The organism is Mucilaginibacter sp. GW821-FHT07G05, from assembly GCF_059418565.1.
In genome coordinates, this window is sequence record NZ_JBWKQC010000007.1 from 21,783 (window position 1) to 45,043 (window position 23,261).

Below are 23,261 nucleotides of genomic sequence, written 5' to 3' on the forward strand. Positions count from 1 at the left end.
AATCGCTTTAGTTTTTTTCTATCTCGTTAATTTTATTTTTTAGCGGCTGGCCCAGGTTTTCTATCACCAAAACAGCCCCGCCCAGTAGTTGCGCTTTCACATTCAGCTCTGATATCAGCAATTGAGTATCATTAGCCAGTTGTGGTATGCTATGCTCATAAATAGCCTGCTGTATGGGCGAAAGCCACAGTTTGCCAATTACGCTTGCCCTGCCGCTCAATAAAATGATCGAAGGGTTCATGATGTGGATCAGCATAGCCAGGCCACGGCCAATGTTGTATGCCGCTTCCGAAATCAGCCTTACCGAAAGCATATCGCCTTTTAAGGCTTCGGTAACAATAGCATCAATATCTATCTCTTCATAATTCATCAGGCTGCTTTTTTGGCCGCTCTCCAGTTCGGTGCGTACCTTGCCGGTAAGCGCCCGCATGGACGATTCGGTTTCCAAACAGCCACGTTTACCACAGGCGCATATTTTACCATTATTAAATAATGAGATGTGACTGAATTCCCCCGCCAGGCCACTGTGACCTCTGAACACCTTATTATCCAATATCATCCCTAAGCCTATCCCCCAGCCTAAATTTAATACCATGGCATCGTTTTGACCGATGGCCGTACCGAAGGTTTTCTCGCCCAAGGCTATCGCGGTAGAGTCATTTTCGATAAAAACGGGAATCTGTATGGCCTCTTGTAACACACTTGTAAGCGATGAACCTGTTACGGGCAAATAGGTTAAGTTCATCCCCCGCTCGGTTGATACAAAACCCGGCATAGAAATGCTAATGCTGATTACCCGCTCTACCGGAATAGTGACTGTATACAGGAAAGCGTTGATCAAATCTGCAAGCTCTTTAGCGTGCATGGTATAGATGTCTATCTTATGCTTTTTTACATCGCTTACAAAGTTGCCCTTCATATCAAGCACTACGTATTCCATATCATACTGGCTCATGGCAACAGAAACGATGTAGAAACTATCGGCCACCAACGAAAACTTAACCGGCTTGCGCCCGCCGCTCGATGTGGCGTAACCCTTGCGCTCCACTATTTCGGCATCAAGCAGTTCGCTTACCAACTTATTTACGTAAGGTATGCTTTTGCCCAAAAGGTTACTCAACTCCGTAGCCGACAGTGAGCCGTGATAACTCAAAAGCTTTATCAGCTGCGGATATTCATTTAACAAAGAAAAATTAGCACTTAATACTCTCACGTGGTTCTAAAAATTAATCTCATCATTATTTAAAAGGCTTTATACCGGCATCAGCAACTTTCGTTACTATGTAACCGGCCACAGCCTTGCCCTGCGCATTTCCGTTATTTATACTGTCGAAATAATGTATACCACCATAAAACCTCGACATGCTCGCCTCATTGGCGGCCTGCCTGAAAGAACTGAACGAGCGTTTGCCGCTGCCAAACGGTATCTCGGTATCGTCCTCATATTTAAAGTTATCACCAAGCAAGTAAGTAAGTATTTCGGCCGATGCCTGCGAAATAACCGCGTGGCCGCTGGTATATTCAGGAAACGGCGGTGTTTGTAATACGGGCTTCCACTTAATATCCATGTACTTGTTTATATAAGTTTCGGGGCGAATGCGGTTGCTGGCAAATTTCTCTTCCCAACAGCTTATAAAGGCATCCATCAAGGTAACCCCTTCTAATGTTAGGGCCACAATTGATTGCCCGAAGGTCAGCTTCGCTTGTTTGGCCACCAGCCCTGTAATGTGCATCCAATGCCCTCCGGGACTGATCTTTTTATAACCAATAGACATGTGGCCCGATGTGGTAATGGCAAAGGGGTTACAATCCCAAAACAGGGCCTGGTTTATCTGCTCATCGGTTAAGTGCTTTGAGGCATTGTAAACAGCCAGTACCTGCCTGTGAAATGCCGACGCGGTATCTTTACTAAAAGCGATGAGCGGCGCGGGCTTAAACTGCGTTGAAGTATCAATTACCAAAGTGCGTATGGTGCGCCAGTTAGGCTCAAGCGCTTCAAAATATCCCGGTGGCGTTGGGTACCAGTGGCCTTCTTCTTTTAAAGGTGTATACCTTTTAAGCGCGCTCAATTGTCCGTAATGGTCGCCTTTAGAAAAGGCTACCACCTGCATCGATGCTTTTTCGGCTGCCGCGATGGAATTGTCGATCACCGCCTGTTTAATCCCTACCTTAAGCAACAGGCTTACAAATGCCCCCTGATCGTCTTTGATTGTATAACCCGATGGCAGCAGCAGTTTGGCACTTTCGAGGATGCTGTAATAAGCGGCTATGCGGTAATCATAAGCTTTATTGGCAGTATCGGGCTCGTAGGGTGTTTTATAACTCTTTAAAAATTTATTCAGCGGCGGAAACTGACGATCGTGCGCGGCGACAATATTGTATGCGCCCATCATACAATAAGCATAGTACCGTGCCGCTATAGGCGGACCAACCACATCGTGCACCATTACCATGGTTACGGTGTTTACCGCGTGCTCGGGCGACAGGTAATCAGGAAAACCTTTATCGCGTTTTTGCGCCATGCCATATTGCCCCAGCATAAGCATAACCAACAATGCTATAGTTTTACGGATGCTCATGGAATTTTATAAAATTGCAGAGGCCCCTGCGCAAGGCCGATCAATAAATAAGATGCTTTGCCGATAGTTGCCGTTAAAGCCGACTTTACATCGCCTGCAACCGATAAGCCTGACAATGTTTGCGGCACATAAGTAAACCCGGCTTTGCCATCGCCTTTTAACAGGCAGCCGTAGTTGGCATCAAAACTGCCCAGCTTAAGCCTGTTATCGGCATGGTTACCCATCAACAGGATATCCGTTTTGCCATCCTTATCAAAATCAGCAGTGAGTATTTGTGTTACTGCCGAAAATTGGGCTTCTACAGGCAGATTAACCGCTTCAAACTTTCCGCCCTTGTTGATATAGCACATGGTACGGGTTTCGGTAGCGGCGAGATAGCCCGCTTTTTTAAGATCGTCGGCACTAAAAATATCTTTTATGGTTACATCAGCATAATCTTTGTACGATGTAAACTTTCTCCGCATCGGGTAGATCTGCTCATTGATCTCGTCGCGGCTTACAAAGGGGTAACTGGTGCCCTGCACATAAAAATTAAGGAAAGGGTCAACAGAACCATTGTTATCAAAATCGGCAAAGTAAAGTTCGACAGGTTGTTTTTCGGTAGCGCGTACCTGGGTGTTCAAACCGAGGTTACCGGCTATAATATCGGGCAGTCCATCGCCATTTACATCGGCAACCGCCATGCTTAACCATATCCCCTTTTGCGGACTGCTGAAGTACGCGGCGGTTTTATCTTCAAAGCCGGTTTTACCATTCAGGTAAACGGTTATTGGCATAAATTCGCCGCAAATAACCAGATCCTTGCGTTTGTCATTATCCAGATCCACCCATTGCGCATCGGTAACCATACCTATTGTTGCAAACGGTATCTCGGCCTTTGTAAAGTGCCCTTTACCATCATTAACCAGTAAATAACTTTGCGGTGCCAGCGGGTATTTTCCCGGTATAACACGACCGCCTACAAACAGGTCGATATCGCCGTCGTTATCAAAATCACATGGCCGCACGCACGATTTCGCGCTGGCATTTAGTTGATCGGGCAGGGCTGTTACCGTTAAAACGAATTTGCCCTTGCCATCGTTAAGGTATAGCTCGTCGTTAAGGTCGGCTGCATTGGGTTGATATAAGGCGTATCCTCCCCTTGCCAGGTACAGATCGGGAGCGCCATCGCCATTGGCATCAAAAAACGCGGCTGCGGCAATGGTACCCATGTTTTCAGTTTTGCCACGGATAATATCAATCTGCTTAAACGTACCGTTGGGTTGTTGCAGGTATATTTTACCTACGCCATCCTTATCGCCGCTAACGTATATATCTTCAAGCCCGTCTTTATTCACATCGGCTTTAGCTATCACAGGGGCGGTTTTCGATAGCATGAACGTCATCAGCAGCTGGCGCTTAAAATCGTTAAGCGTAATTTCTTCGGGACTAAAATCAATAAGCGCCGCCGACTTTTGGAACACTGTTTTGGCAACAGCCACTTCCTTTTTATCTTTTGCCGCCCTGGCCGGCATATCTACCTTAAGTAACCGATTACCGTTAACCGCTTTCAGTGTTTGTTTAGATTGATCGGGCCATACAATGGTTACCGAATCAGCAACGGTTTTGCCGCCCAAACCAAAGTTAAGCGTTGTTGATACGCACGACAGATAGCCCCTGTTAGGGTTAACTTCCTGGTATTGTGTATTACCGTTGGCGTACACATAAGCCTTTGCCCCTATGGCGTTAACATTGGGCTTAGTACCGTTTAGCTTTATTGCCAGATAAGTGTTCGCCTTGTTATCGTTTAACGTATTCTGATATACGGATGCAGGCTTGTTAATATTATTGATCACCAGGTCGAGATCGCCGTCATTATCCAGGTCGGCATATACTGCCCCGTTTGATACTGCCGCCTCGGTAATACCCCAGTCTGTTTTTTTATTGGTAAAAGTAAGGTCGTGATTGTTTTTAAATATGTAGTTGGGCAGCGCGGTCGACGGCATAGCCATAACGAGATCCATCAGTAAAAATGGTTCGCGGTTCATGGCCTTTTTTATCTTATAGTCGCCCCAATAGCGTAAAAAGTCCTTATTGGTATAATCGCGCAGGTAACCGTTGCTTATAAAAATATCCTTGTAACCATCGTTATCAAAATCGGCAATAAGCGGGCACCAGCTCCAGTCGGTAGCGCCAACACCTGCAAGGTTAGCTATTTCGCTAAAGGTACCGTCGCCATTATTTAATTGCAGCATGTTGCGCATGTATTGCCTGTGCAAATCCTGCCTTAGCATCAGCTCAAAAGCTTCGTAATTTTCTTCAAGCTGTAATGATTTTTGGCGATGGTTATCTTCGGGCAGCATATCGAGTGTTAAGATATCGGGCTGCGCGTCGTTATTAATATCGGCAATATCAACCCCCATCGAAAAATGGGCCATGTGCCTCAACATGGTTTTTGAGGCATCGGTAAAGGTTTTGTTCTTATTGTTTATGTAGATGTAATCGGGTTCGTTATAATCGTTAGTAACGTATACATCGGCAAAGCCATCCTTATTGATATCAGCTATGGCTATACCGAGGCCAAACGTAAGCGGGTTTTGTATAATACCTGCTTTTTGCGAAACATCGGTAAAATGGTTGCCATTATTCTCGAAAAGCTTATTGCTCGCAAACTGGTCTGTTTCGCTTTTATAGCGAGCCAGCTCCATGTTATCAATCTTTTTAATGTTATGATTCAGCAGGAACATGTCCAGATCGCCATCGTTGTCGTAATCAAAAAAAGCGGCCTGGGTACTATATCCCGGATCATCCAAACCATAAGCTTTGGCTTCTTCCTTAAATTTATTGTTACCCTGATTGATAAAAAGTTGGTTTCGGCGAACATCCAATTCTGTTTTGCCCGAATAGCATATATAAATATCAAGCAAACCGTCGCCGTTAACATCGGCCATGGTTACACCGGTTTTCCAGCCATTGCTGCGGCCGGGTAGTTCTTTGCAGGCATCTTTGGTGATGTCCTTAAACTTCATACCGCCCAAATTGAGGTATAATTTATTGGGCTGCATATTGGCGGTAAACATGAGGTCGGGCAGGCCATCGTTATTAATATCGCCTACGGCAACACCGCCGCCGTTGTAAAAATACTCGTACGAAAGCACATTGAGTGATTCGTTCTCGTTAATGTTATTGCTAAAAGTTATACCGCTCTCTTTAGCCAGCACCTGTTTAAACAGCTGCTGTTGCGCGGTTGCCGTACCTATTAAGGCAAAAAGTAAGGCCACTACAAGGCACAACCGGCTTAGGCTATAAGAAAAACGTATAACATTAATTAACATTTGCCCCGGAAATTAAGTGAGCGAAAAAAGAAAGGAGATAAAAACCGGCATGGCACAAATATTTTGACGCCATGCCGGTAATTATTAAGATTTATTGTTTATCCCACCAAACACGGGTAGCGAAATCGTCGCTTCCACCCATACTGGTTACAGCGGCTGCGTAGTTTGCACCGTTAGTTTGCGGTAAAGTGATCGGATAAGGCATCCTGCGCGGCACCTGACCAGCTATGTATTGACCGGGATAGGTAATCGCGGTAAGTGCCGGAAATCCAGACCTTCTCCAGTTAGCAAATGTTTCGTTGAAGTTGAATGTTGTTGATGTAATAACATAGTACTCCATGTTTATTTGCTGTAAGGCTGTTGCCGGTACCAGCGGATGGGCTGCAACGTAAGTAGCAATGCCTGATACTGCTGCCGCGGCTGACGTATTGTATTGCGCCAGTGTAGCCATATCAGCAGTTAAAGCGTTTTCGTAGTGCTGCGCTGCAGTAGCTGTACCAACAGACCAGCCCCTGGTAGCTGCTTCGGCAAGCAGTAGTTCAGATTCGCCATAAGTAAATATAAAGTTGGCGCTTGTTCTTTCTGCATATACACGAAGGCGTGGGCGAGAGTACTTACCCAGCGGTGCCGGTGCATCATCTGCATTGGCAGCCGGTGTAGCGCCAGGGTAACCCGGAGCAGTGGCAATATTACCTGTAGTATAACCGTTTGGCATACCTGTTTGCAGGCTCGCGGTGTTATCGCCCGGAAGATCGCGGTTTTCATTTGCCGCGCGGCCATTACCCGCGGTAATTTCGGCAATAGCAGGAATACGCGGATCATTGGTTGTTTTCATATAATCGATAAGCGTTTTACCCCAACGTACTTCCCTGAAATCGTCTGTTACCAATAATGCGTCGGAGTTGCTGCTGGTATTACCGTTAGCATCTGTCATTACTTTAACGTTATCGCTAATGTTATTCATGGTACCACCGGCAGCCGCTTTTTCGGCCCAGGTTTTTGCTGTGTTCGCGTCAACTTTAGTTAAACGCATAGCAGCTTTTAACATCAAAGAATAACCTAAATGTTTCCAGTGTGTAATTTGATCAGCACCTGTACCGCCGTAAAATAAATCGGCAGTAGGAGCAGGTTTTGATGCGTCAAGTGCCGCGGTAGCAGTTTCAAGCTGGGTAAGTATCGCGGTATAGATATCCTGTTGTTTATCAAACTTAGGGGTAAAAACACCGTTTTTAGCCTGACCTTCTTCCGAGTATGGCGCATCGCCGTACAGGTCGGTTATACGCTGTATGAACATGGCACGTAAGATGGTACCGCAGGCGTCAAGGTTGGTGTATTCGGCCTTATCCTTGATCAGGTTTTTCATTTCATCAACCAAAGTAAGCGCCTGGTACGACCTGTTCCAGGTACGGTTATAATAACCTGTACCGCTGCCTCCAAGTACATACTTATCGCCATTGCTATAATAGCTGTATGTTGATGATAACGACTGGATCCACATACTTTGAAAAAGTAATTGATCATACCCGGTTTGTGAAAAGGTTATCTGCGCCTGCGACATTAAATAGTCGGGTACAACAAGTTCACCTGATACTTTATCGGGCTGTGTATTTATCTCTTCGAAATTCTTGGTACAGCTTGCCATAAACGTAGCGCCTGCTACCAGAAAGCTGAAAATATATCGTTTTTTCATTTGTTTAGTTTTTGAATTTAAAGTTTACGTTTAAACCATAAGTTCTTGCGAAAGGCAAACTGGTACCCTCAATACCCGAGTAACGCACATCGTTAGAGAAGCCGGATTCCGGATCGATGTTTTTGGTATGCTTCATGATAGTCCAAAGGTTACGGGCAACTGCCGATACGCCAATGCTGCTAAATGGAGTACCTCTCAGGAAGGTAGAATTGAACGTGTAACCCAATGTTACCTGGCGCAGTTTAATAAAGTCGCCGTTTAATACATCAAGTGTAGAGATATTACGTGCTAAACCCTGATAGTAAGTTTGCGCAGGTACATTCACCGTGTTTGCCGCGCCTGCCGCGTTAACACCTGTAGCAACAACACCAGTTTCACGACCATCAAGCGTCATTTTATTTAAACCTCTGAATATGCTGTAATATTCCGTAGCTGAAAGCACTTTGCTGCCAAACCGGTAATCAATAAGGAAGCCTAAATTGAACTGTTTGTAGTTAAATGTGTTGTTTAAACCACCATAAACGTTAGGAATTGTTGTACCTACCGGTTTCAGATCGCCCCTTACAGGGATACCATCAGCACCGATGACGATATTGCCGCTCGCGTCGCGTTTGTAATCATAAGCAAGAATTTGCGGACCAGACATACCAGCAACAAGTGCAAGGTTGGCATTCATCGGGCGGTAAGTACCAAATGCTACGTTTCCGTTGATGTCGTCAGTTTGCAGTACCTTGTTTTTAACATAGGTAAAGTTGAATGACGGTGTCCAGCTAAAGCCTGATTTTCTAACAGGTGAGCCATGTATCTCTACCTCGATACCGCGGTTTTGAGTTGAACCTGTACCTATGTAACGTTGGTTGTAACCTGTTGATGGGTCAAGGTTAGCTTTGATGATCTCATTTTTCGTTTTGCGGGAGAAATAAGTAACGTCGAAACCAAATCTGTCACCCCAGAATTTCATTTCTAAACCTGCCTCGATCTCATTAAGTCTGAAAGGTTGTAAAAACAAGTTTGGAAGCAGTGAGTTGAAACCTAAAGTAGGTGTACCGTTTACCGAGTTGTTTATATCATAATAAACACGGTTCGCAAAAGCATCGGCATCGTTACTGGTTTGCGCGTATGATAACCTTACTTTACCCAAATCAACACCGTTCATTTTGTAAAGCTCAGAGAAGATAAAGCTACCTGAAACCGATGGCGAGAAGATACCCGGGCCAACAGATTTACCGATAGAACTGTAATAATCATAGCGGCCTGTTGTACTTACTACCAGGAAATCCTTAACAGAGAAATCTGCTGAGTAGTAAGCCGAATTAACTTGTTTCTTGCTTGCAGGATCAATAAGTGGTCCAGAATCGCGTGTCCTGAAATTCTTTAAACTGTAGAAGTAAGGAATGATAAAGCCGTTTTGGCCATTAACAAAAGTACCTTCCAACTGGCTTTTACGAATGTTACCACCGATAGACATATCTAAGTTTAAGAAATCTTCAACAAGAGAATGTTTACCGTTAATTAAAACGTCGGCGTTAAACTCAGAAATATGCGTATTAGTTTGGTTCATTGTACCGTTATCGCTACGGTAAGCGGTACCGGTTGGCTCAATATCTACACGTTTATCGTTACTGTCGTCATAACCTAAGCGACCTTGCAGGTACAACCAGGTAGTTAAATCGTATTTTGCAGATAATGATGAAATTAAACGGTTTCTGTTAACATTTTTTATAAAGTTGTTTGCAGCGAAATATGGGTTGGTCACATAAGGATCATCCGTAAATGTTAATTCTCTGCCGGCAGCGTTTGTACCGGGAGACAGGGTAGCCTGATCCTGGTTAGGCGCTAAAAACTGAACGTTGTTAGGGTTACCCGGACCATCGCTCAAGCCAGACCTGTTTTTAGAATTTTCCATCACATAGTTGGCTACAACATTGATGTTCAATTTTTTAGTTACCTGCTGGCTGCCGTTAAAGTTAAATGTCTTTCTGTCCAAATAGCTGTTCGGCACCATTGAATTGGCACGAAGATCAGAAAGAGATAAGCGGAAAGCACCGGTTTCGTTACCACCTGTAAATGACGCGGTATTGGTAAAGCTTGGCGCTGTACGGTAAAAATTGATGTAATTGCTTACCGGAGAATATTTGTGCGTTTTACCGTCTATTTGCATCACATCAGAACCGTCCATTTTGGTTCCCCATGCAAGGCTGCCCGAGCTGCGTGCCAAATCAAGCGTAGTTGGTTTTTCGGCCACACCTGTTGTAGGGTTCAGCATACCCTGGCCATACACCTGTTGAAAATCAGTATTATCAACCGGCTGGTCAAACTGTATGTTAGTATTAAATTCGATACCGAATGGTGAATTCTTTTTACCGGTTTTGGTAGTGATTAAAATTACACCGTTTACCGCGCGTGAACCATAAAGTGCCGAAGCCGACTGACCTTTCAGTACAGTCATCGACTCGATATCATCAGGGTTGATGTTTGATATACCATCACCATAATCGGCACCACCCCACTCGCCTGATGCACCACGCTGGGTGTTATCCATTGGCACACCGTTAATAACGTAAAGCGGGCTGCTGGCGGTAAAGCTGGTTAAACCACGCAGCAATACCTTAGCTGATGAGCCCGGACCACCATTTGAACCACTTACACTTAAACCGGCTACACGACCTTGTAATGATAAGGCAACGTTGCTTTCCTTAGCTTTATTAAGGTTTTCACCATTTACTGTAGTTACTGAGTAACCTAATTTCTTTTGTTCTTTGCTGATACCCAATGCTGTTACAACCACCTCTTTAAGGTCGTTTTTTGAAGGCACCAGGCTAACGTTGATCACTGTTTTACCGGCAACAACAATTTCTTGCGAGGTATAACCTATTGATGAGAATACTAAAGTAGCGTTATCAGGCGCGTTGATGCTAAAGGTACCATCGCCGCCTGTTTGTGTACCGGTTGTAGTACCTTTAACGGTAACAGATACACCCGGCATCGGGTCGCCATTTTCATCAACAACCTTACCTTTTACAACAGCGTCGTTTACAAACTCACCTTTTTTGCTTATTACAATCAGGTCGTTCTGTAATTGGGTGTAAGTAAATTCGGTGTTCTTTAAAAGCCTGTCAAGCACGGTTGTGGCCTCGGCATTTTCAAAGTTTAGCTCGATGCCTTTTGTTACAGGTATCTTTTTTTCGCTGAATACGAAATGATACTTGGTTTGCTTTTGTATCTGGGCAATTGTTTTTGCAAAATCGGCCGATTTTGTTTTAATAGTGACCGTTGTTTGTGAAAACGCACCGGCAACTGCTTGAAGATTTAAGGCTATTACTAATATAGTAGTCAATTTCATTATTAATACAGACTTTATTAGCCAATATTTATCCCTTACACCATTTAGGTGTTTAAAATATTTCATAATTTTACTTAGTTAAAGTGAATTGATTAAGACGGCAATTGCCTTTCCACGGGAGTATTGCCCTATTAATTTAATTGGTTTTACAGCAGGGGCTATTCATAGTTCCTGCTTTTTGTTTTTAGTATCCTTTTACTTCATATTTTTTAATTTGGTGGTTTGATGAGTTAATATATATAAACGATCTCCTTATTTATTTTGTAATGGAAGGGTTCTATCATTTGCAAGGCATAAAGCGCCTGCGTAATACTCTCCTTTTCAAAAACCCCGGTATAGTTATATTTTTTTATCAGTTCGCTTTTCACAACAATTTTCAACCCGAACCATCTTTCCATCTGTTTGGCCAATGATTCCATATCCTGATCTTTAAATATCAGTTTATTATTGGTCCACGAGGTTTCGATAACTGTGGAATCGCCTATTTTAAGATGCGTTAAATTGGTAAGCAAGTAACTGGTGCCGCTGGTATCGGGCACCGGAAATTTTACATTACCCCGTTTTGTATGTTTCAGCGCGACGCGTTTGTGCAATACTAATTTTTCGTTCGGTTTTAATATGATCCTGTCGGCCGGGCGATCGGCCAGGGTAAGTTCAATGGCTCCGCGAATCAAAGTGGTTTCGCAAGATTCATCGTTAGCATACGACTTAACGTTGAATGCCGTTCCCAAAACCTTTATCTTCATTTGATCGGCATGCACTATAAAAGGATGCTCCGGGTCTTTCTTAATATCAAAAAATGCTTCGCCGTTAAGGTAAACCTCACGTGTTTTACCGCTAAAGGAGGCCGGGTATTTTAACTGACTTTGCGAGTTAAGGGTAACAACCGAGCCATCGCTCAATACAATTTTTGATTTTTGGCGGCTCGGGGTATGCAATACCTCCAGGTTAGCAACCTTTGTATTTTGAACCGCGCTGCGGTAGTTTGTATAATAGTATGCACCGGCGCCTAATGCTGCTGTTACCAAAACAGCGGCTATCATGCGGGTAAATTTCGAATATCCCTTACGCGTTATCGGAATTACATCTTCAGATTGCGGCTCGTTGCCCGAATCGATCTTATTAAGGATGTTTTGAAACATTTTTGCATTGTTTGCATACGTTTCTTCATCCGGTGTCCAATACGATTTAAGGTTGGTGTATATTTTGTTTAACTCAGGATCGCTGTTAACCATCTCCAAAAACTCCAGGTGTTCTTCGGGAGTTAACTCGTTGGCTAACTTTTTTGTAAGCAATAACTCGAACCTTTCGTTAAGCATTTATTTGTTGATGTTTGATGTAAGGACAACTAAAAAATAAAAATTGCCTACAACAAAAAATTATATTTTTCAATTAGCCGCATTGGCAGCCTTATGCTGAGAAGGTATGTGGTGCGCAACCAACGTGGTAGTAAGCTTTTTTATAGCCCTGAAAAGCTGCGTTTGTACAGTGCGGGTTGATATATTTAAAATTTCGGCAACTTGTTTATACCTCATGCCATCTTCTTTAATTAGCCGAAATATAAGTTTTGATTGCATTGGGAGGCAATCGATTGCCCTATCCAGTATAAAATGAAGTTCTTTACGTTCGAGCGCTTTTACCGGATCATAACTGTTGACAAATACCAACTCGTGCGAATCTTCAATTTGTACCAAATGTACCTGGGAGTATTTTTTAAGATAATTTAACGATCCGTTTTTTACCGCTACAAATAAATAAGTGCTCGGATCATTGATATGGGCGAGTGTTAAGCGGTTTTCCCAACATCGTACAAATACATCAGAGACTATCTCTTCGGCAGCTTCTTTATTGTTGATGTAAAAAACACAAAACTTAATAAGCTTAGTGTTCAATTTATGAAAAAGTATCTCAAATGATCTGATATCATTTCTTGAACACATGTTGTTCCACAGGACAACGTTTTCAGTAGTTGAACTTTCCATAATTCGTCAAATAAAGTAATGTCAGATAACAATTATCAAATGCAAGTTAACAATTCTGTTATATAAAGAACAAGTAATTTCAAAAAAATATACAAAAGATTAATAATTTTTGAATGATATAATCACAAACTAACTATTTCTTCTTAATTTTTTAAGAAAGAATTGCCACTTAACGAATATTATGTCTTTTATATTGGTCAGTAAATCGTTTTTTCAAGCTTTAAGATAAAAATTGTCAGTTTGACAGCATTATTATCATTTATTCATCGCATAAAATACACTTGAATGCCTAAACGAGAGCTATTTAACTAAAACGGGAGAGATTTTTCAGGTAAATTGATTAAGCAACGCATCGAAGAAATGCTTAAAACGTGGTAAGGTGTTACAAATACTAAATCAACTTAAGTAGGTTGGGCAGATGAAATGTGTTAAATGAAGTGGCATGTTTTTGTAAAAAATAGGCGACTAAGGCATAACTTGCTCGCCTTGATGCAGGCCAACAAGTAAATTAGCAACAGAAAGGCCCCATCTGCATTTTCATTTTTTATACATTTGAGTAAACCTAAAAACATCATGAAGATCAACCTGAAATTTATTGCCGCGCTATTATGTTTTTACTTCGTGGCTACTACTGCATTCGCGCAAAACAAAAAAGCCAACAAGAAAACAATCATAGGTATTTGGGAGCTATCGATGATAGAAACCAACGGACAGCCTTTACAGGCTACCGGTCCGGGCTATTTAAAATTGTTTAATGCCGACGGCACCTTTGCCAATACAAAAGTACTGAATACCGGTTCGGTAATTTCCCATAGCGGAAAGTACACCGTTGATAACACGCAGAGTTATACGGAAACAGCTTTATACAGAATAACGGAAAACGCGGATGATCAGCTTGGCAAAGGCTTTAAAATAAACTACGCGTTCAGCGATGACAAAAAGAGCCTGACGCTTAAATTGATCTACAAAGATGGGGTAACTTCTACAGAAGTTTGGCGGAAGTTATAAGCCGCATACTCAATTATAAATATGATAAAGATCAAATTTATAATACCTGGTCTGATTACGGTTATTTCTGCATTTATTTTTTGTGTACCGTTTAATTTAGCAAATGCGCAAAATGCTAATGGTTTAGATAGTACGAACGAACGCATAGTGGTAAACAACATTATTAGCTATCACTTTAAATTCGCTAAACCTTTCGAATTATCTTTAAAAAATGATGTATTACAAGACAACGATGAAACATTTGCGGGTTTTTGGCCTACCGGGCCGCGAGAGCTAATTTCTACAATTAAAAAAATCGACATCGAATATCCAAATGATACTTATGAGTTTTATCATCTTGAAAAACAAGCGTTCCTAAAGAAAGCAGATACTTCTTTTGCCGCATTCAATTTCATCACATTCGCTTTTGACCGTGATTATTTGATCGGCATAAATAAGGTTACAAAAGTTATGAAATTCTTTAGCGGTAACTTTTTCGTTTCACCTATTGCTTCCGATTTTAAATTAGATGTTAAAAACCCGGATACTTTTGTCAATTATATAAAGGTGAGGATGTTTAAAATGCATTCTACAAAAATTAAATTCTTAAAAAATGAAGAGGATTGGATATTGTTTAAAGCACGGTGTTTATCGATGAATCAGGATATGATTACAAGGGTTAAAAAAAGAGAATTTAATGTGGTTGACTATATTTTTAAAAATCCACCTCACTACTATTAATCACCTTAAAAAAATATGGCTATAATTTAATGGTTAAGAAATTGCAGTCTCGGCCACGGCTGGCAGGGCAAAACTAAATTTACTACCCTCCCCAAGCTCACTCTCTACCCAGATACGCCCGTTTTGTGCTTCTATAAAATCTTTGGAGATGGCCAGGCCAAGGCCCGAGCCTGACTTTTTTGTTCCATCGGTTGGTACCTGAAAATAGCGGTCAAAGAGGCGTTTCTGATATTGCGGATCTATCCCGTTTCCAAAATCCTTTACTGAAAATTCGATAACGCCGTTCTTCTCCAATACCTGTATCACAATTTTGGATTTGGCCGGACTATAACGCAGGGCATTGGAAAGAAAATTGATCAGCACCCAGGCGGTCTTCTCCGTATCGGCCGATACTTTAGGCAGTTTGCTGCGGCTTATCAGCTCCAGCCTGACTTCTTTTTGCTCAGCCTGGAATTTTACGGCATCCAGGGCATAATTCACAATCACTTCCGGGTCAACGGGGCTAAACTGTAATTGAAGGTTGCCTGTTTCCACGCTTGACAGGTCGAGCAGCTCACTGGTTATTTTCAGCAACCGGTCGCTGTCTTCCCGAATATGTTTTATCAGGTCTGCCTGTTCAGTGTTCATTACCCCTATCCTATCGTCGCCCAACAGTTTGAGGCTCATTTTTATAGATGATATCGGCGTTTTAAGTTCGTGCGATACCGTAGCGATAAAGTTTGTTTTGGCGGTATCCAGCTCTTTGAATTGGGTAATGTTACGTAATATAAATACCGTACCGGCGGGCCTGGCGGCTTTAGCTACCGGCTTGTCTTCGTTATTTTCCATGAGTGGTACCGTGATGGCACGGGTATCGAGCTGAAAATAAGAATCTTTACCATCCGCATAAATTTTAAGTTGCTTACCGGCTGTACCGTTATCCAGGATATTGCGAAGCAGGTCGTTGGTTTTGGCCAATTCTGCGGCATTACGTCCTATGGCCTGTTGCCCGTTAAGATTAAGTACTTGCTGCGCCACTGTATTAATGAATAAAATTTCATGCTTTTCATTTAAGCCAATAATAGCATCTTGCATCTGGCTAATGATGGCCTCTATCCGAAGTTTCTCTGATTTCAGTTTGGCCAGGTTACTTGTTTCCCACTCATTAAGGCGTTTTGCCATTTCATTAAATGCATCGGCCAGTTCCGAAAATTCATCATTTGATTTAAACTCCAGGCGTTGACGGTAATTCTTCTGGCTGATTTCACGGATACCCTGTAAAAGTTCACGCATTGGATTGGCCACAAAACCCGGAAAGTTTACACTGAAAGAAAACAGGATTAAGAAAGTAATGGTACCTACCAAAGCAAGTAACAGCGCCGCTTTCTGTACAGAATCTTGAGCGGCATCGCTTTTACGCACTATGGCCTGCATATTAATGTCATCAATATTTTGCAAACGGATACGCACATCTCTTTCTGCCGCCGGCCTGGCCTGCACCGAAGCTTGCGTGGCGGCCAGTTCCAGGAAAGCATTTTTCAGGGCGCGAACCTCGTTGCCCTCTCCGTGCTCTGTGATATTGTTTTCTTCTCTTTTAAGCTGATTTTGAAACATATTAACGGCCTTTGGGGATAATGGAAATGTTTGTTCGTCCAATATCTTGCGCATATCACGCGTGTAGCGCAGGCTTTTATAATTGTCCTTCAGAATAACCTCGGCACTTTTTGATATTTCATTGATGTAAAACAGGGAAAGCGCGCCAAAGAACAGCACAACGGCGAAGAGAAATCCGAAGCCCAGTCGGAGTTTGGTTTTTATTTTCATGACAATATGACTAAATCAGTTTCTGTAGCTGCTATTTTTTGCAGCAGCTGGTTGAATATGGCGGTACGCAAAATAACCTGGAACAAACTCAGGTGCGGCTTACCTATGCAAATAGTGGTAATTTCCCGCTCTTCGGCAACCTGCATAATAGTTTGAGTAATGCGGTCGCTTTTAATTTTGATAACCTCGGCACCCAGTTCGGTTGCCAGTTTGAAATTATTGATGAGGTGCCGTTGTTTATCCAGCTTTATCTTGTCCATACTCTCGCTGCTGCTTTGCACATACAATACGATCCATTGCGAGCGGTAATAAGAAGCTAAACGGGCAGTTTTACGGATCACCACTTTCGACGTTTCTGCATTGGATGAAATGCAGGCCAAAAAACGTTCCGGCCGGAGTTTGATCTGTTTGGGTATCTCGATATCTATCTTGCGTTCCACATGATGTGCCACCTCTTTTAAGGCAAGTTCCCGAAGCTGAAGGATCCGGTCGGATTGAAAGAAGTTTTGCAGCGAGCGCTGTATCTTGCTGCTATCGTAAATCTTACCATCCTTGAGCCGGTCTATCAGTTCATCAGCGGTTAGGTCAATATTCACAATTTCATCAGCAAGTTCCAATATCTTATCAGGGATGCGCTCCGTAATCGGGATGCCGGTTATCTTTTCAATCTCCTCATTCAGGCTTTCCAAATGCTGTATGTTTACAGCCGAAATCACACTGATGCCTGCCTCTAAAATATCCACCACATCCTGCCAGCGTTTGCTGTTTTTGCTGCCCTCAATATTGGTATGTGCCAGTTCATCAACAATCACCACTTCAGGGTGTATGCTGATAATAGCCTGTACATCCATTTCTTCAAGTTCCTTCCCTTTATAAAATATCTTACGCCTGGAAATAAGGGGAACCCCGTTAAGTAACGCATGCGTTTCTGCACGGTTATGCGTTTCAATATAGCCAATACGAATATCCACATTGTTGCGCAGCAAGGCATGTGCCTCTTGCAGCATACGGTAGGTTTTACCCACGCCGGCACTCATACCTATGTAGACTTTAAATTTTCCGCGCCTGGATTTTTTTACCAGATCGAGAAATTTCTTTACGGAGTTTTCTTTAGGTTCTTCCTCGGGCATTTTATTTATTGTTTGCTGGGGCATACTATAAAAACAGTACAACAGGATACCCAGGTATCCTGTTGTATATAAAGTCATATTATCTTTACCATTACATCAATGCACTGTTATAGCTATTATTAAAAGGCATAAACCGCTGCCAGGTTGAACTGAGAGGCTGTTTTTGTTGCCGAGCCGTTTGCTTTAAAAAACTGGCTGGCCGAGCCGTTATCAAGCCTAACCTCTGGTATAAATGTTAAACCGCTCGCTTTAAAGTTGCCCGATAAAGTGATAGCCGTAACAGATTCACCTTGCGTAACACCTGCAAGGGTTAAACCGTTAGCGCCTGATTTCGATTTAAAGTATTCGCCCCTCATACCTAAAGCAAAGCTTTTGGTAAATGAGTTTTGCAAGTACAAAGCCGCGCCCGAAAAGCCGCCGTCTTCATTTTCCCGCTTATTAAAATCTGCCGCGTTCAGTCCTACCTTAAAGTTATCCGTTACCTGGTATGCAGTAGTAAGGTCAAATATGGTTCCGTAACCACCATAAGCATCACCACCATCTAAAACGTTCAGGTAAGCGGTCCAGCCTTCTACCGGCACCACCATCAACTGGGCGCCAATGCTTGATACGCCGTTTGCTGCTTTATAGGTGTTCCATTCGTTAAATAAACCTACCATCAGGCTCACTTTAGGCGAGAAGGCGTAGGTTGCTTTTACACCCGCGTTTTGGAACGGCCCATTAGTGAACAGGTAAGAGGTAGAATAGTTGAAATTGCCTACCGGCGATATCACCTCGTAACCGATAAACGTACCGAAGTAACCTGCCGCCATCGACAACTTATCAGTTACAGCATAGTTCACATTCAGGTTTTGGATATGGAACGAGTTGCTATTATTGGCATCCGTGTCGTCACCATTCGGGATCGATTGGAACTGCCCCCTCGGGCCGAACGATAATTCGCCTACAAAAGATACTTTACCGGTTGATTTTTTAAGGGCGAGATCTACCATACCCAACGAAACCGAGTTTTGGTCGCCGGCGAAACTGGTACCTATGTTGGCCCTTTTGGCAAAATCATATTTAAAGTAGGTATCTACAGAGCCTGAGATAGACAGCGGTGTAGATGCGCTATCCTGCGCGTAAGAATGTAAAGCAGCTGTTAATGCGGCTGCACAAAGTATTAGTTTTTTCATATTATTTTATAAAGAATAAGTTTAAAAGCCTGCCGCGCCAACAGTGGCTGCGTACCAAACATGGAACTGCCGGCGCGGGTGAAGCTTTATTTGCTTTTTAGCTGATCAAGGGCCAGGTTCAGTTTTAATACATTCACACCTTCAGGGCCGAAAGCACCCTTGTGCGTATTTTCTGCTACCAGTTTAGCTACGGCTTTTTCATCCAGCTTACGGTATTCTGCTACACGTTTTACCTGTATGGTTGCGCCCTGCACTGAAATATCCGGATCAAGGCCACTGCCCGATGCAGTTACCATATCGGCAGGGATATCGGCCTTTTTAAGGTAAGGATGATATTTTAACAAAGTATCTACCCGGTTAGCCACATCTTTCAAATAATCGGGATTTGACGGGCCTTTGTTGGAACCTGCTGAACCGGCAGCGTTGTAGCCAACAGCTGATGGACGGCCCCAAAAGTATTCCGGTTTGGTAAATGACTGGCCCAACAGCGCATAGCCAACCACCTTACCATTTTTTGTGAGGGTTTCACCATCGCCTTTGCCTTTTGCAAACTTGCCGGCGTAAGTAATGGCTAATGGATATATTACACACAGCAATACCATTAGTACAACTGTTAAACGTATAGAGGGGATTATGTAATTTTTCATGATTTCTAAATATTTTAAGCGAACAGACCAACAACGAGGTCAATTAATTTTATACCTATAAATGGGGCTATAACACCTCCTATACCATAAATAAATAGGTTCCTTCTCAATAAAGCGCTGGCACCTATAGGTTTGTAAGCCACGCCCTTTAAAGCCAGTGGTATCAGTATTGGGATAATAATGGCGTTGAATATTACCGCAGAAAGTATCGCACTCTCCGGACTATGCAAGCCCATGATATTCAAGCCCTGTAAGGCAGGTATAGAGGCGATGAACAATGCCGGTACGATAGCGAAATATTTGGCCACATCATTAGCGATAGAGAAAGTTGTAAGCGTACCGCGAGTGATCAGCAATTGCTTGCCGATCTCTACGATCTCTATCAGTTTGGTTGGGTCGTTATCCAAGTCAACCATATTACCGGCTTCTTTGGCGGCTTGTGTACCGCTGTTCATGGCCACACCAACATCGGCCTGGGCAAGTGCCGGGGCATCATTGGTACCGTCGCCCATCATGGCTACCAGTTTACCGGCTGATTGTTCGGCTTTAATGTAGTTCATTTTATCTTCGGGCTTGGCCTCGGCAATAAAATCATCCACACCCGCCTTTTGGGCAATGTATTTGGCGGTAAGCGGATTATCGCCGGTTACCATTACGGTTTTTACACCCATTTTACGCAAACGCTCAAAACGTTCGCTAATGCCCGGTTTAATGATGTCCTGAAGTTCGATAACACCCAGTACCTTTTCATTTTGCGAAACAACCAGCGGTGTACCGCCATTCGAAGAAACTATCTCCACACGTTCCTGCACTTCGGCCGGGAAAGGATTGCCTGCTTTTTGGGCGATGTTGCGAATAGAATCATAAGCGCCTTTACGAATGCGCAGCCCATCAGGTGTATTGATGCCGCTTGAACGGGTTTCGGCTGTAAATTTTATAAATTCAGAGCCTTCAGGTGTGGTTACAGATGTTTTAGCATCATGTGATTTAGCCAGTTCAATGATCGATTTACCTTCGGGTGTTTCGTCAGCAAGCGACGATAGCACACAAGCTTTCAACAACTCTTCGGGCGATACATGCGTAGCAGGCCAAAATTGCGTTGCTTTACGGTTACCAATGGTTATGGTACCGGTTTTATCTAACAGCAATACGTCGATATCGCCTGCTGTTTCAACCGCTTTACCCGATTTGGTGATCACGTTGGCACGTAGTGCCCTATCCATACCGGCAATACCTATGGCCGATAATAAACCGCCGATGGTAGTAGGTATCAAACAAACGAACAGTGATATTAAAGCCGCTATAGTGATAGGCGTGTTGGCATAATCTGCAAAGGGTTTGAGGGTTACGCAAACAATAACAAAGATCAATGTAAAGCTGGCCAGCAAAATGGTCAAAGCTATCTCGTTGGGTGTTTTTTGACGTGATGCACCTTCTACCAGGGCGATCATTTTATCCAAAAAGCTTTCGCCCGGCTGGGTAGTTACCTGTACTTTAATCTGATCAGACAGCACTTTGGTACCGCCGGTAACCGATGACTTATCGCCACCCGCTTCGCGGATCACCGGGGCTGATTCACCCGTAATGGCCGATTCATCAATGGTAGCGATACCTTCAATTATCTCACCATCAGTGGCGATGGTATCACCTGTTTCGCAAATGAACACATCACCTTTTTTTAACTGGCTTGATGAGCGCATTTCGAAATTACCCTTCGATAAAACTACTTTGGCAGGTGTTTCCTCTCGGGTTTTGCGTAAGCTGTCGGCTTGCGCCTTGCCCCTTGCTTCGGCAATGGCTTCGGCAAAGTTGGCAAACAATACAGTAAGCAGCAACACCAGGAAAATGATAAAGTTATAAGCTACCGATCCCTGCCCGCTATGGCTAAAAGAGTAAAAGGTAACATAGGCCATAATAACGGTACCTATCTCCACGGTAAACATTACCGGGTTGCGTACCATTACGCGTGGGTCGAGCTTAATGAAGGATTCTTTAAGCGCGGTTTTAACCAGCGCGCCTTCAAATAATTTATTAGATTGAGTTTTCATTTATATTCTTACTTAAGCATGGTAAAGTATTCTGCAATAGGGCCAAGCGCCAGGGCCGGGAAATAAGATAAAGCATTCAGCACCAGGATCACCGCGAAGGTCATCAGGGCGAAAGTTTTGGTATCGGTTTGCAGGGTACCTGCACTTACGGGGATATATTTCTTTTGTGCCAGTAAACCTGCTATCGCTATAGGCCCGATGATTGGCAGGAACCTGCCCAGTATCAGCACAAAGCCGGTAGATACGTTCCAGAAGATATTATTATCGCCCAAACCTTCAAAGCCGGAGCCGTTGTTGGCGTTGGATGAGGTCATTTCGTACAGCATTTCCGAAAAACCGTGGAAGCCAGGGTTATTGAGCCAGTTACCCGGTTTAACCGCCCAATCGGCATTGCCATAGTTCATAAATACGAAACTGGCAATCGCTGTACCGGCCATAATAAGGAAGGGGCTTAATAAAGTGATCAGCGCGGCAATCTTTACCTCCCTTGCTTCTACTTTATGGCCTAAAAACTCCGGTGTACGGCCAACCATCAATCCGGATATAAACACAGCTACAATTAGGTATACAAAGTAATTAAGCAAACCTACGCCGCAACCACCGAAGAAGGAGTTGATCATCATGGCCAGCAATTGCCACAAACCGGTTAGCGGCATGGTACTGTCATGCATTCCGTTTACCGAACCGGTAGATACAATGGTGGTAATGGTGCTCCAGTAAGCGGTTGCCAGCGGACCGAAACGTACTTCTTTACCTTCCATGGCGCCGGTAGTTTGCGAAATGCCCATTTTAGCAATGGCAGGGTTACCGCCCAACTCACTGCTGATGGTAGGGATGAGCAGCAGGAACATGCCTATCGTCATTACACCAAAAATTGTCCAGGCCAATTTTTTACGGCGAATGAAATAACCGAAAGCAATGATCATTGCCATAGGTATGATCATTTGCGAAATGGCCTCGGTCATGTTGGTGATGTAGTTCGGATTCTCTAATGGATGAGCCGAGTTAGCGCCGAACCAGCCACCACCGTTGGTACCTAAATGCTTGATAGCTATCATTTGCGCAGCCGGCCCACGTGATACATTAACAGTATCGCCCTGTAAGGAGATGAACTGGTCTTTACCGGCATAGCTTGATGGGGTGCCGTTAAACGTTAATATTAAAGCAACTACAATGGTTAGAGGAAGTAACAGGCGGGTGATCGATTTTACAAAAAACTCCCAATAGTTACCCAAATTGGTTGTGGTTTTTTCGCGGAAGGCTTTAAAGAAAACTACAGCGGCGGCAATACCTGTAGCCGCGCTGGTGAAGTGCAGGAACATCAACACAAAATGCTGTGTAAGGTAACTCACGCCACTTTCGCCCGAATAGTGCTGCAGATTACAGTTAACCACGAAGCTGATGATCGTATTGAAAGACAGGTCGGGAGTCATACCCGGATTACCGTCGGGATTAAGTGGAAGCTTATCCTGGTACAGCAATACAAAAAAGCCGTACACCAGCCAAACCGAGTTAATGGTTAACAGGGCCAGCATATGCTGTTTCCAGTTCATCTGCTGGTTAGGGTTGATGCCGGAAAGTTTATAAATACCGTTTTCAATAGGTTTCAAAAAGTCGGTCCAGGTTTTTTCGCCGGCAAAAACTTTTGCCAGGTATTTGCCCAGGGGAACAGCGATCACCAGGGTGATGAGGTAGGTCGCTATTACGCCAAGTAGTTCTGTGTTCATAACGTTTAATTAAAATTTTTCGGGTTTAAGCAGCACATATACCATGTATATGAAAACCGCGATGGAGATAATGAATAATGCGATCATGATTGTTA

General features: G+C 43.4%; 16 protein-coding genes. 2 read left to right on the forward strand and 14 right to left on the reverse strand.

All coding sequences use genetic code 11. The annotated features are described in order from the left end of the window. Positions 1 to 7 precede the first annotated feature (7 nt). The 7 genes from AC07NA_RS17595 to AC07NA_RS17625 form a co-directional block, all read right to left on the reverse strand. Positions 8 to 1,213, reverse strand: coding sequence for an ROK family transcriptional regulator (locus tag AC07NA_RS17595; protein WP_494898911.1), 1,206 nt, complete (start codon positions 1,211 to 1,213; stop codon positions 8 to 10). Positions 1,214 to 1,238: 25 nt separating this feature from the next. Continuing rightward, positions 1,239 to 2,579: a vanadium-dependent haloperoxidase gene (locus AC07NA_RS17600; protein WP_494898912.1), complete on the reverse strand. Its 1,341-nt coding sequence runs from the start codon at positions 2,577 to 2,579 to the stop codon at positions 1,239 to 1,241. Continuing rightward, positions 2,576 to 5,893: a VCBS repeat-containing protein gene (locus AC07NA_RS17605; protein WP_494898913.1), complete on the reverse strand. Its 3,318-nt coding sequence runs from the start codon at positions 5,891 to 5,893 to the stop codon at positions 2,576 to 2,578. The genes AC07NA_RS17600 and AC07NA_RS17605 overlap by 4 nt, the downstream gene beginning before the upstream one ends. 91 nt (positions 5,894 to 5,984) lie before the next feature. Beyond that, positions 5,985 to 7,583 (reverse strand): SusD/RagB family nutrient-binding outer membrane lipoprotein, encoded by a 1,599-nt coding sequence (locus tag AC07NA_RS17610; RefSeq protein ID WP_494898914.1) that lies wholly within the window; start codon positions 7,581 to 7,583, stop codon positions 5,985 to 5,987. A 4-nt stretch (positions 7,584 to 7,587) separates the two neighbouring features. Then, complete coding sequence (locus tag AC07NA_RS17615) at positions 7,588 to 10,926, reverse strand: SusC/RagA family TonB-linked outer membrane protein (protein ID WP_494898915.1); 3,339 nt, start codon at positions 10,924 to 10,926, stop codon at positions 7,588 to 7,590. A 230-nt stretch (positions 10,927 to 11,156) separates the two neighbouring features. Beyond that, the gene (locus tag AC07NA_RS17620; protein WP_494898916.1) at positions 11,157 to 12,245 is read right to left on the reverse strand and encodes a FecR family protein; all 1,089 of its coding nucleotides are present in this window, start codon (positions 12,243 to 12,245) and stop codon (positions 11,157 to 11,159) included. Between the two features lie 69 nt (positions 12,246 to 12,314). Then, the gene (locus tag AC07NA_RS17625; protein ID WP_494898917.1) at positions 12,315 to 12,908 is read right to left on the reverse strand and encodes an RNA polymerase sigma-70 factor; all 594 of its coding nucleotides are present in this window, start codon (positions 12,906 to 12,908) and stop codon (positions 12,315 to 12,317) included. 552 nt (positions 12,909 to 13,460) lie between these two features. Between AC07NA_RS17625 and AC07NA_RS17630 the strand changes: the two genes are divergently transcribed. Next, complete coding sequence (locus AC07NA_RS17630; protein WP_494898918.1) at positions 13,461 to 13,916, forward strand: DUF4488 domain-containing protein; 456 nt, start codon at positions 13,461 to 13,463, stop codon at positions 13,914 to 13,916. A gap of 21 nt (positions 13,917 to 13,937) precedes the next feature. Further along, positions 13,938 to 14,636, forward strand: a complete 699-nt coding sequence (locus AC07NA_RS17635; RefSeq protein WP_494898919.1) for a hypothetical protein — start codon at positions 13,938 to 13,940, stop codon at positions 14,634 to 14,636. A gap of 33 nt (positions 14,637 to 14,669) precedes the next feature. Here AC07NA_RS17635 and AC07NA_RS17640 read toward each other — a convergent pair whose 3' ends face one another. From AC07NA_RS17640 to kdpF, 7 genes are all read right to left on the reverse strand, one after another. Beyond that, complete coding sequence (locus AC07NA_RS17640) at positions 14,670 to 16,439, reverse strand: HAMP domain-containing sensor histidine kinase (RefSeq protein WP_494898920.1); 1,770 nt, start codon at positions 16,437 to 16,439, stop codon at positions 14,670 to 14,672. Next, entirely contained in the window at positions 16,436 to 17,569 is a 1,134-nt protein-coding gene (locus AC07NA_RS17645; RefSeq protein WP_494898921.1) for a sensor protein KdpD, read from the reverse strand. Before AC07NA_RS17645 ends, AC07NA_RS17640 begins: the two co-directional genes overlap by 4 nt. Before the next feature lie 119 nt (positions 17,570 to 17,688). Then, a complete protein-coding gene (locus AC07NA_RS17650; RefSeq protein ID WP_494898922.1) occupies positions 17,689 to 18,744 on the reverse strand; it encodes an outer membrane beta-barrel protein in 1,056 nt (351 codons plus the stop codon). Positions 18,745 to 18,830: 86 nt separating this feature from the next. After that, a complete protein-coding gene (locus AC07NA_RS17655; protein ID WP_494898923.1) occupies positions 18,831 to 19,391 on the reverse strand; it encodes a K(+)-transporting ATPase subunit C in 561 nt (186 codons plus the stop codon). 14 nt (positions 19,392 to 19,405) lie between these two features. Next, positions 19,406 to 21,439, reverse strand: a complete 2,034-nt coding sequence (kdpB, locus tag AC07NA_RS17660; RefSeq protein ID WP_494898925.1) for a potassium-transporting ATPase subunit KdpB — start codon at positions 21,437 to 21,439, stop codon at positions 19,406 to 19,408. An 8-nt stretch (positions 21,440 to 21,447) separates the two neighbouring features. Beyond that, the gene (gene kdpA / locus AC07NA_RS17665; protein WP_494898926.1) at positions 21,448 to 23,166 is read right to left on the reverse strand and encodes a potassium-transporting ATPase subunit KdpA; all 1,719 of its coding nucleotides are present in this window, start codon (positions 23,164 to 23,166) and stop codon (positions 21,448 to 21,450) included. Positions 23,167 to 23,175: 9 nt separating this feature from the next. Then, entirely contained in the window at positions 23,176 to 23,253 is a 78-nt protein-coding gene (kdpF, locus tag AC07NA_RS17670) for a K(+)-transporting ATPase subunit F (protein ID WP_377145610.1), read from the reverse strand. Between the last annotated feature and the right edge of the window lie 8 nt (positions 23,254 to 23,261).

What these genes read in the sequence shown, in the direction of transcription:
- AC07NA_RS17600 (WP_494898912.1), bottom strand. Translation starts at nt 2,579, where the DNA reads ATGAGCATCCGTAAAACTATAGCATTGTTGGTTATGCTTATGCTGGGG.
- AC07NA_RS17605 (WP_494898913.1), bottom strand. Translation starts at nt 5,893, where the DNA reads ATGTTAATTAATGTTATACGTTTTTCTTATAGCCTAAGCCGGTTGTGC.
- AC07NA_RS17610 (WP_494898914.1), bottom strand. Translation starts at nt 7,583, where the DNA reads ATGAAAAAACGATATATTTTCAGCTTTCTGGTAGCAGGCGCTACGTTT.
- AC07NA_RS17615 (WP_494898915.1), bottom strand. Translation starts at nt 10,926, where the DNA reads ATGAAATTGACTACTATATTAGTAATAGCCTTAAATCTTCAAGCAGTT.
- AC07NA_RS17620 (WP_494898916.1), bottom strand. Translation starts at nt 12,245, where the DNA reads ATGCTTAACGAAAGGTTCGAGTTATTGCTTACAAAAAAGTTAGCCAAC.
- AC07NA_RS17625 (WP_494898917.1), bottom strand. Translation starts at nt 12,908, where the DNA reads ATGGAAAGTTCAACTACTGAAAACGTTGTCCTGTGGAACAACATGTGT.
- AC07NA_RS17635 (WP_494898919.1), top strand. Translation starts at nt 13,938, where the DNA reads ATGATAAAGATCAAATTTATAATACCTGGTCTGATTACGGTTATTTCT.
- AC07NA_RS17640 (WP_494898920.1), bottom strand. Translation starts at nt 16,439, where the DNA reads ATGAAAATAAAAACCAAACTCCGACTGGGCTTCGGATTTCTCTTCGCC.
- AC07NA_RS17645 (WP_494898921.1), bottom strand. Translation starts at nt 17,569, where the DNA reads ATGCCCGAGGAAGAACCTAAAGAAAACTCCGTAAAGAAATTTCTCGAT.
- AC07NA_RS17650 (WP_494898922.1), bottom strand. Translation starts at nt 18,744, where the DNA reads ATGAAAAAACTAATACTTTGTGCAGCCGCATTAACAGCTGCTTTACAT.
- AC07NA_RS17655 (WP_494898923.1), bottom strand. Translation starts at nt 19,391, where the DNA reads ATGAAAAATTACATAATCCCCTCTATACGTTTAACAGTTGTACTAATG.
- kdpB (WP_494898925.1), bottom strand. Translation starts at nt 21,439, where the DNA reads ATGAAAACTCAATCTAATAAATTATTTGAAGGCGCGCTGGTTAAAACC.
- kdpA (WP_494898926.1), bottom strand. Translation starts at nt 23,166, where the DNA reads ATGAACACAGAACTACTTGGCGTAATAGCGACCTACCTCATCACCCTG.
- kdpF (WP_377145610.1), bottom strand. Translation starts at nt 23,253, where the DNA reads ATGATCGCATTATTCATTATCTCCATCGCGGTTTTCATATACATGGTA.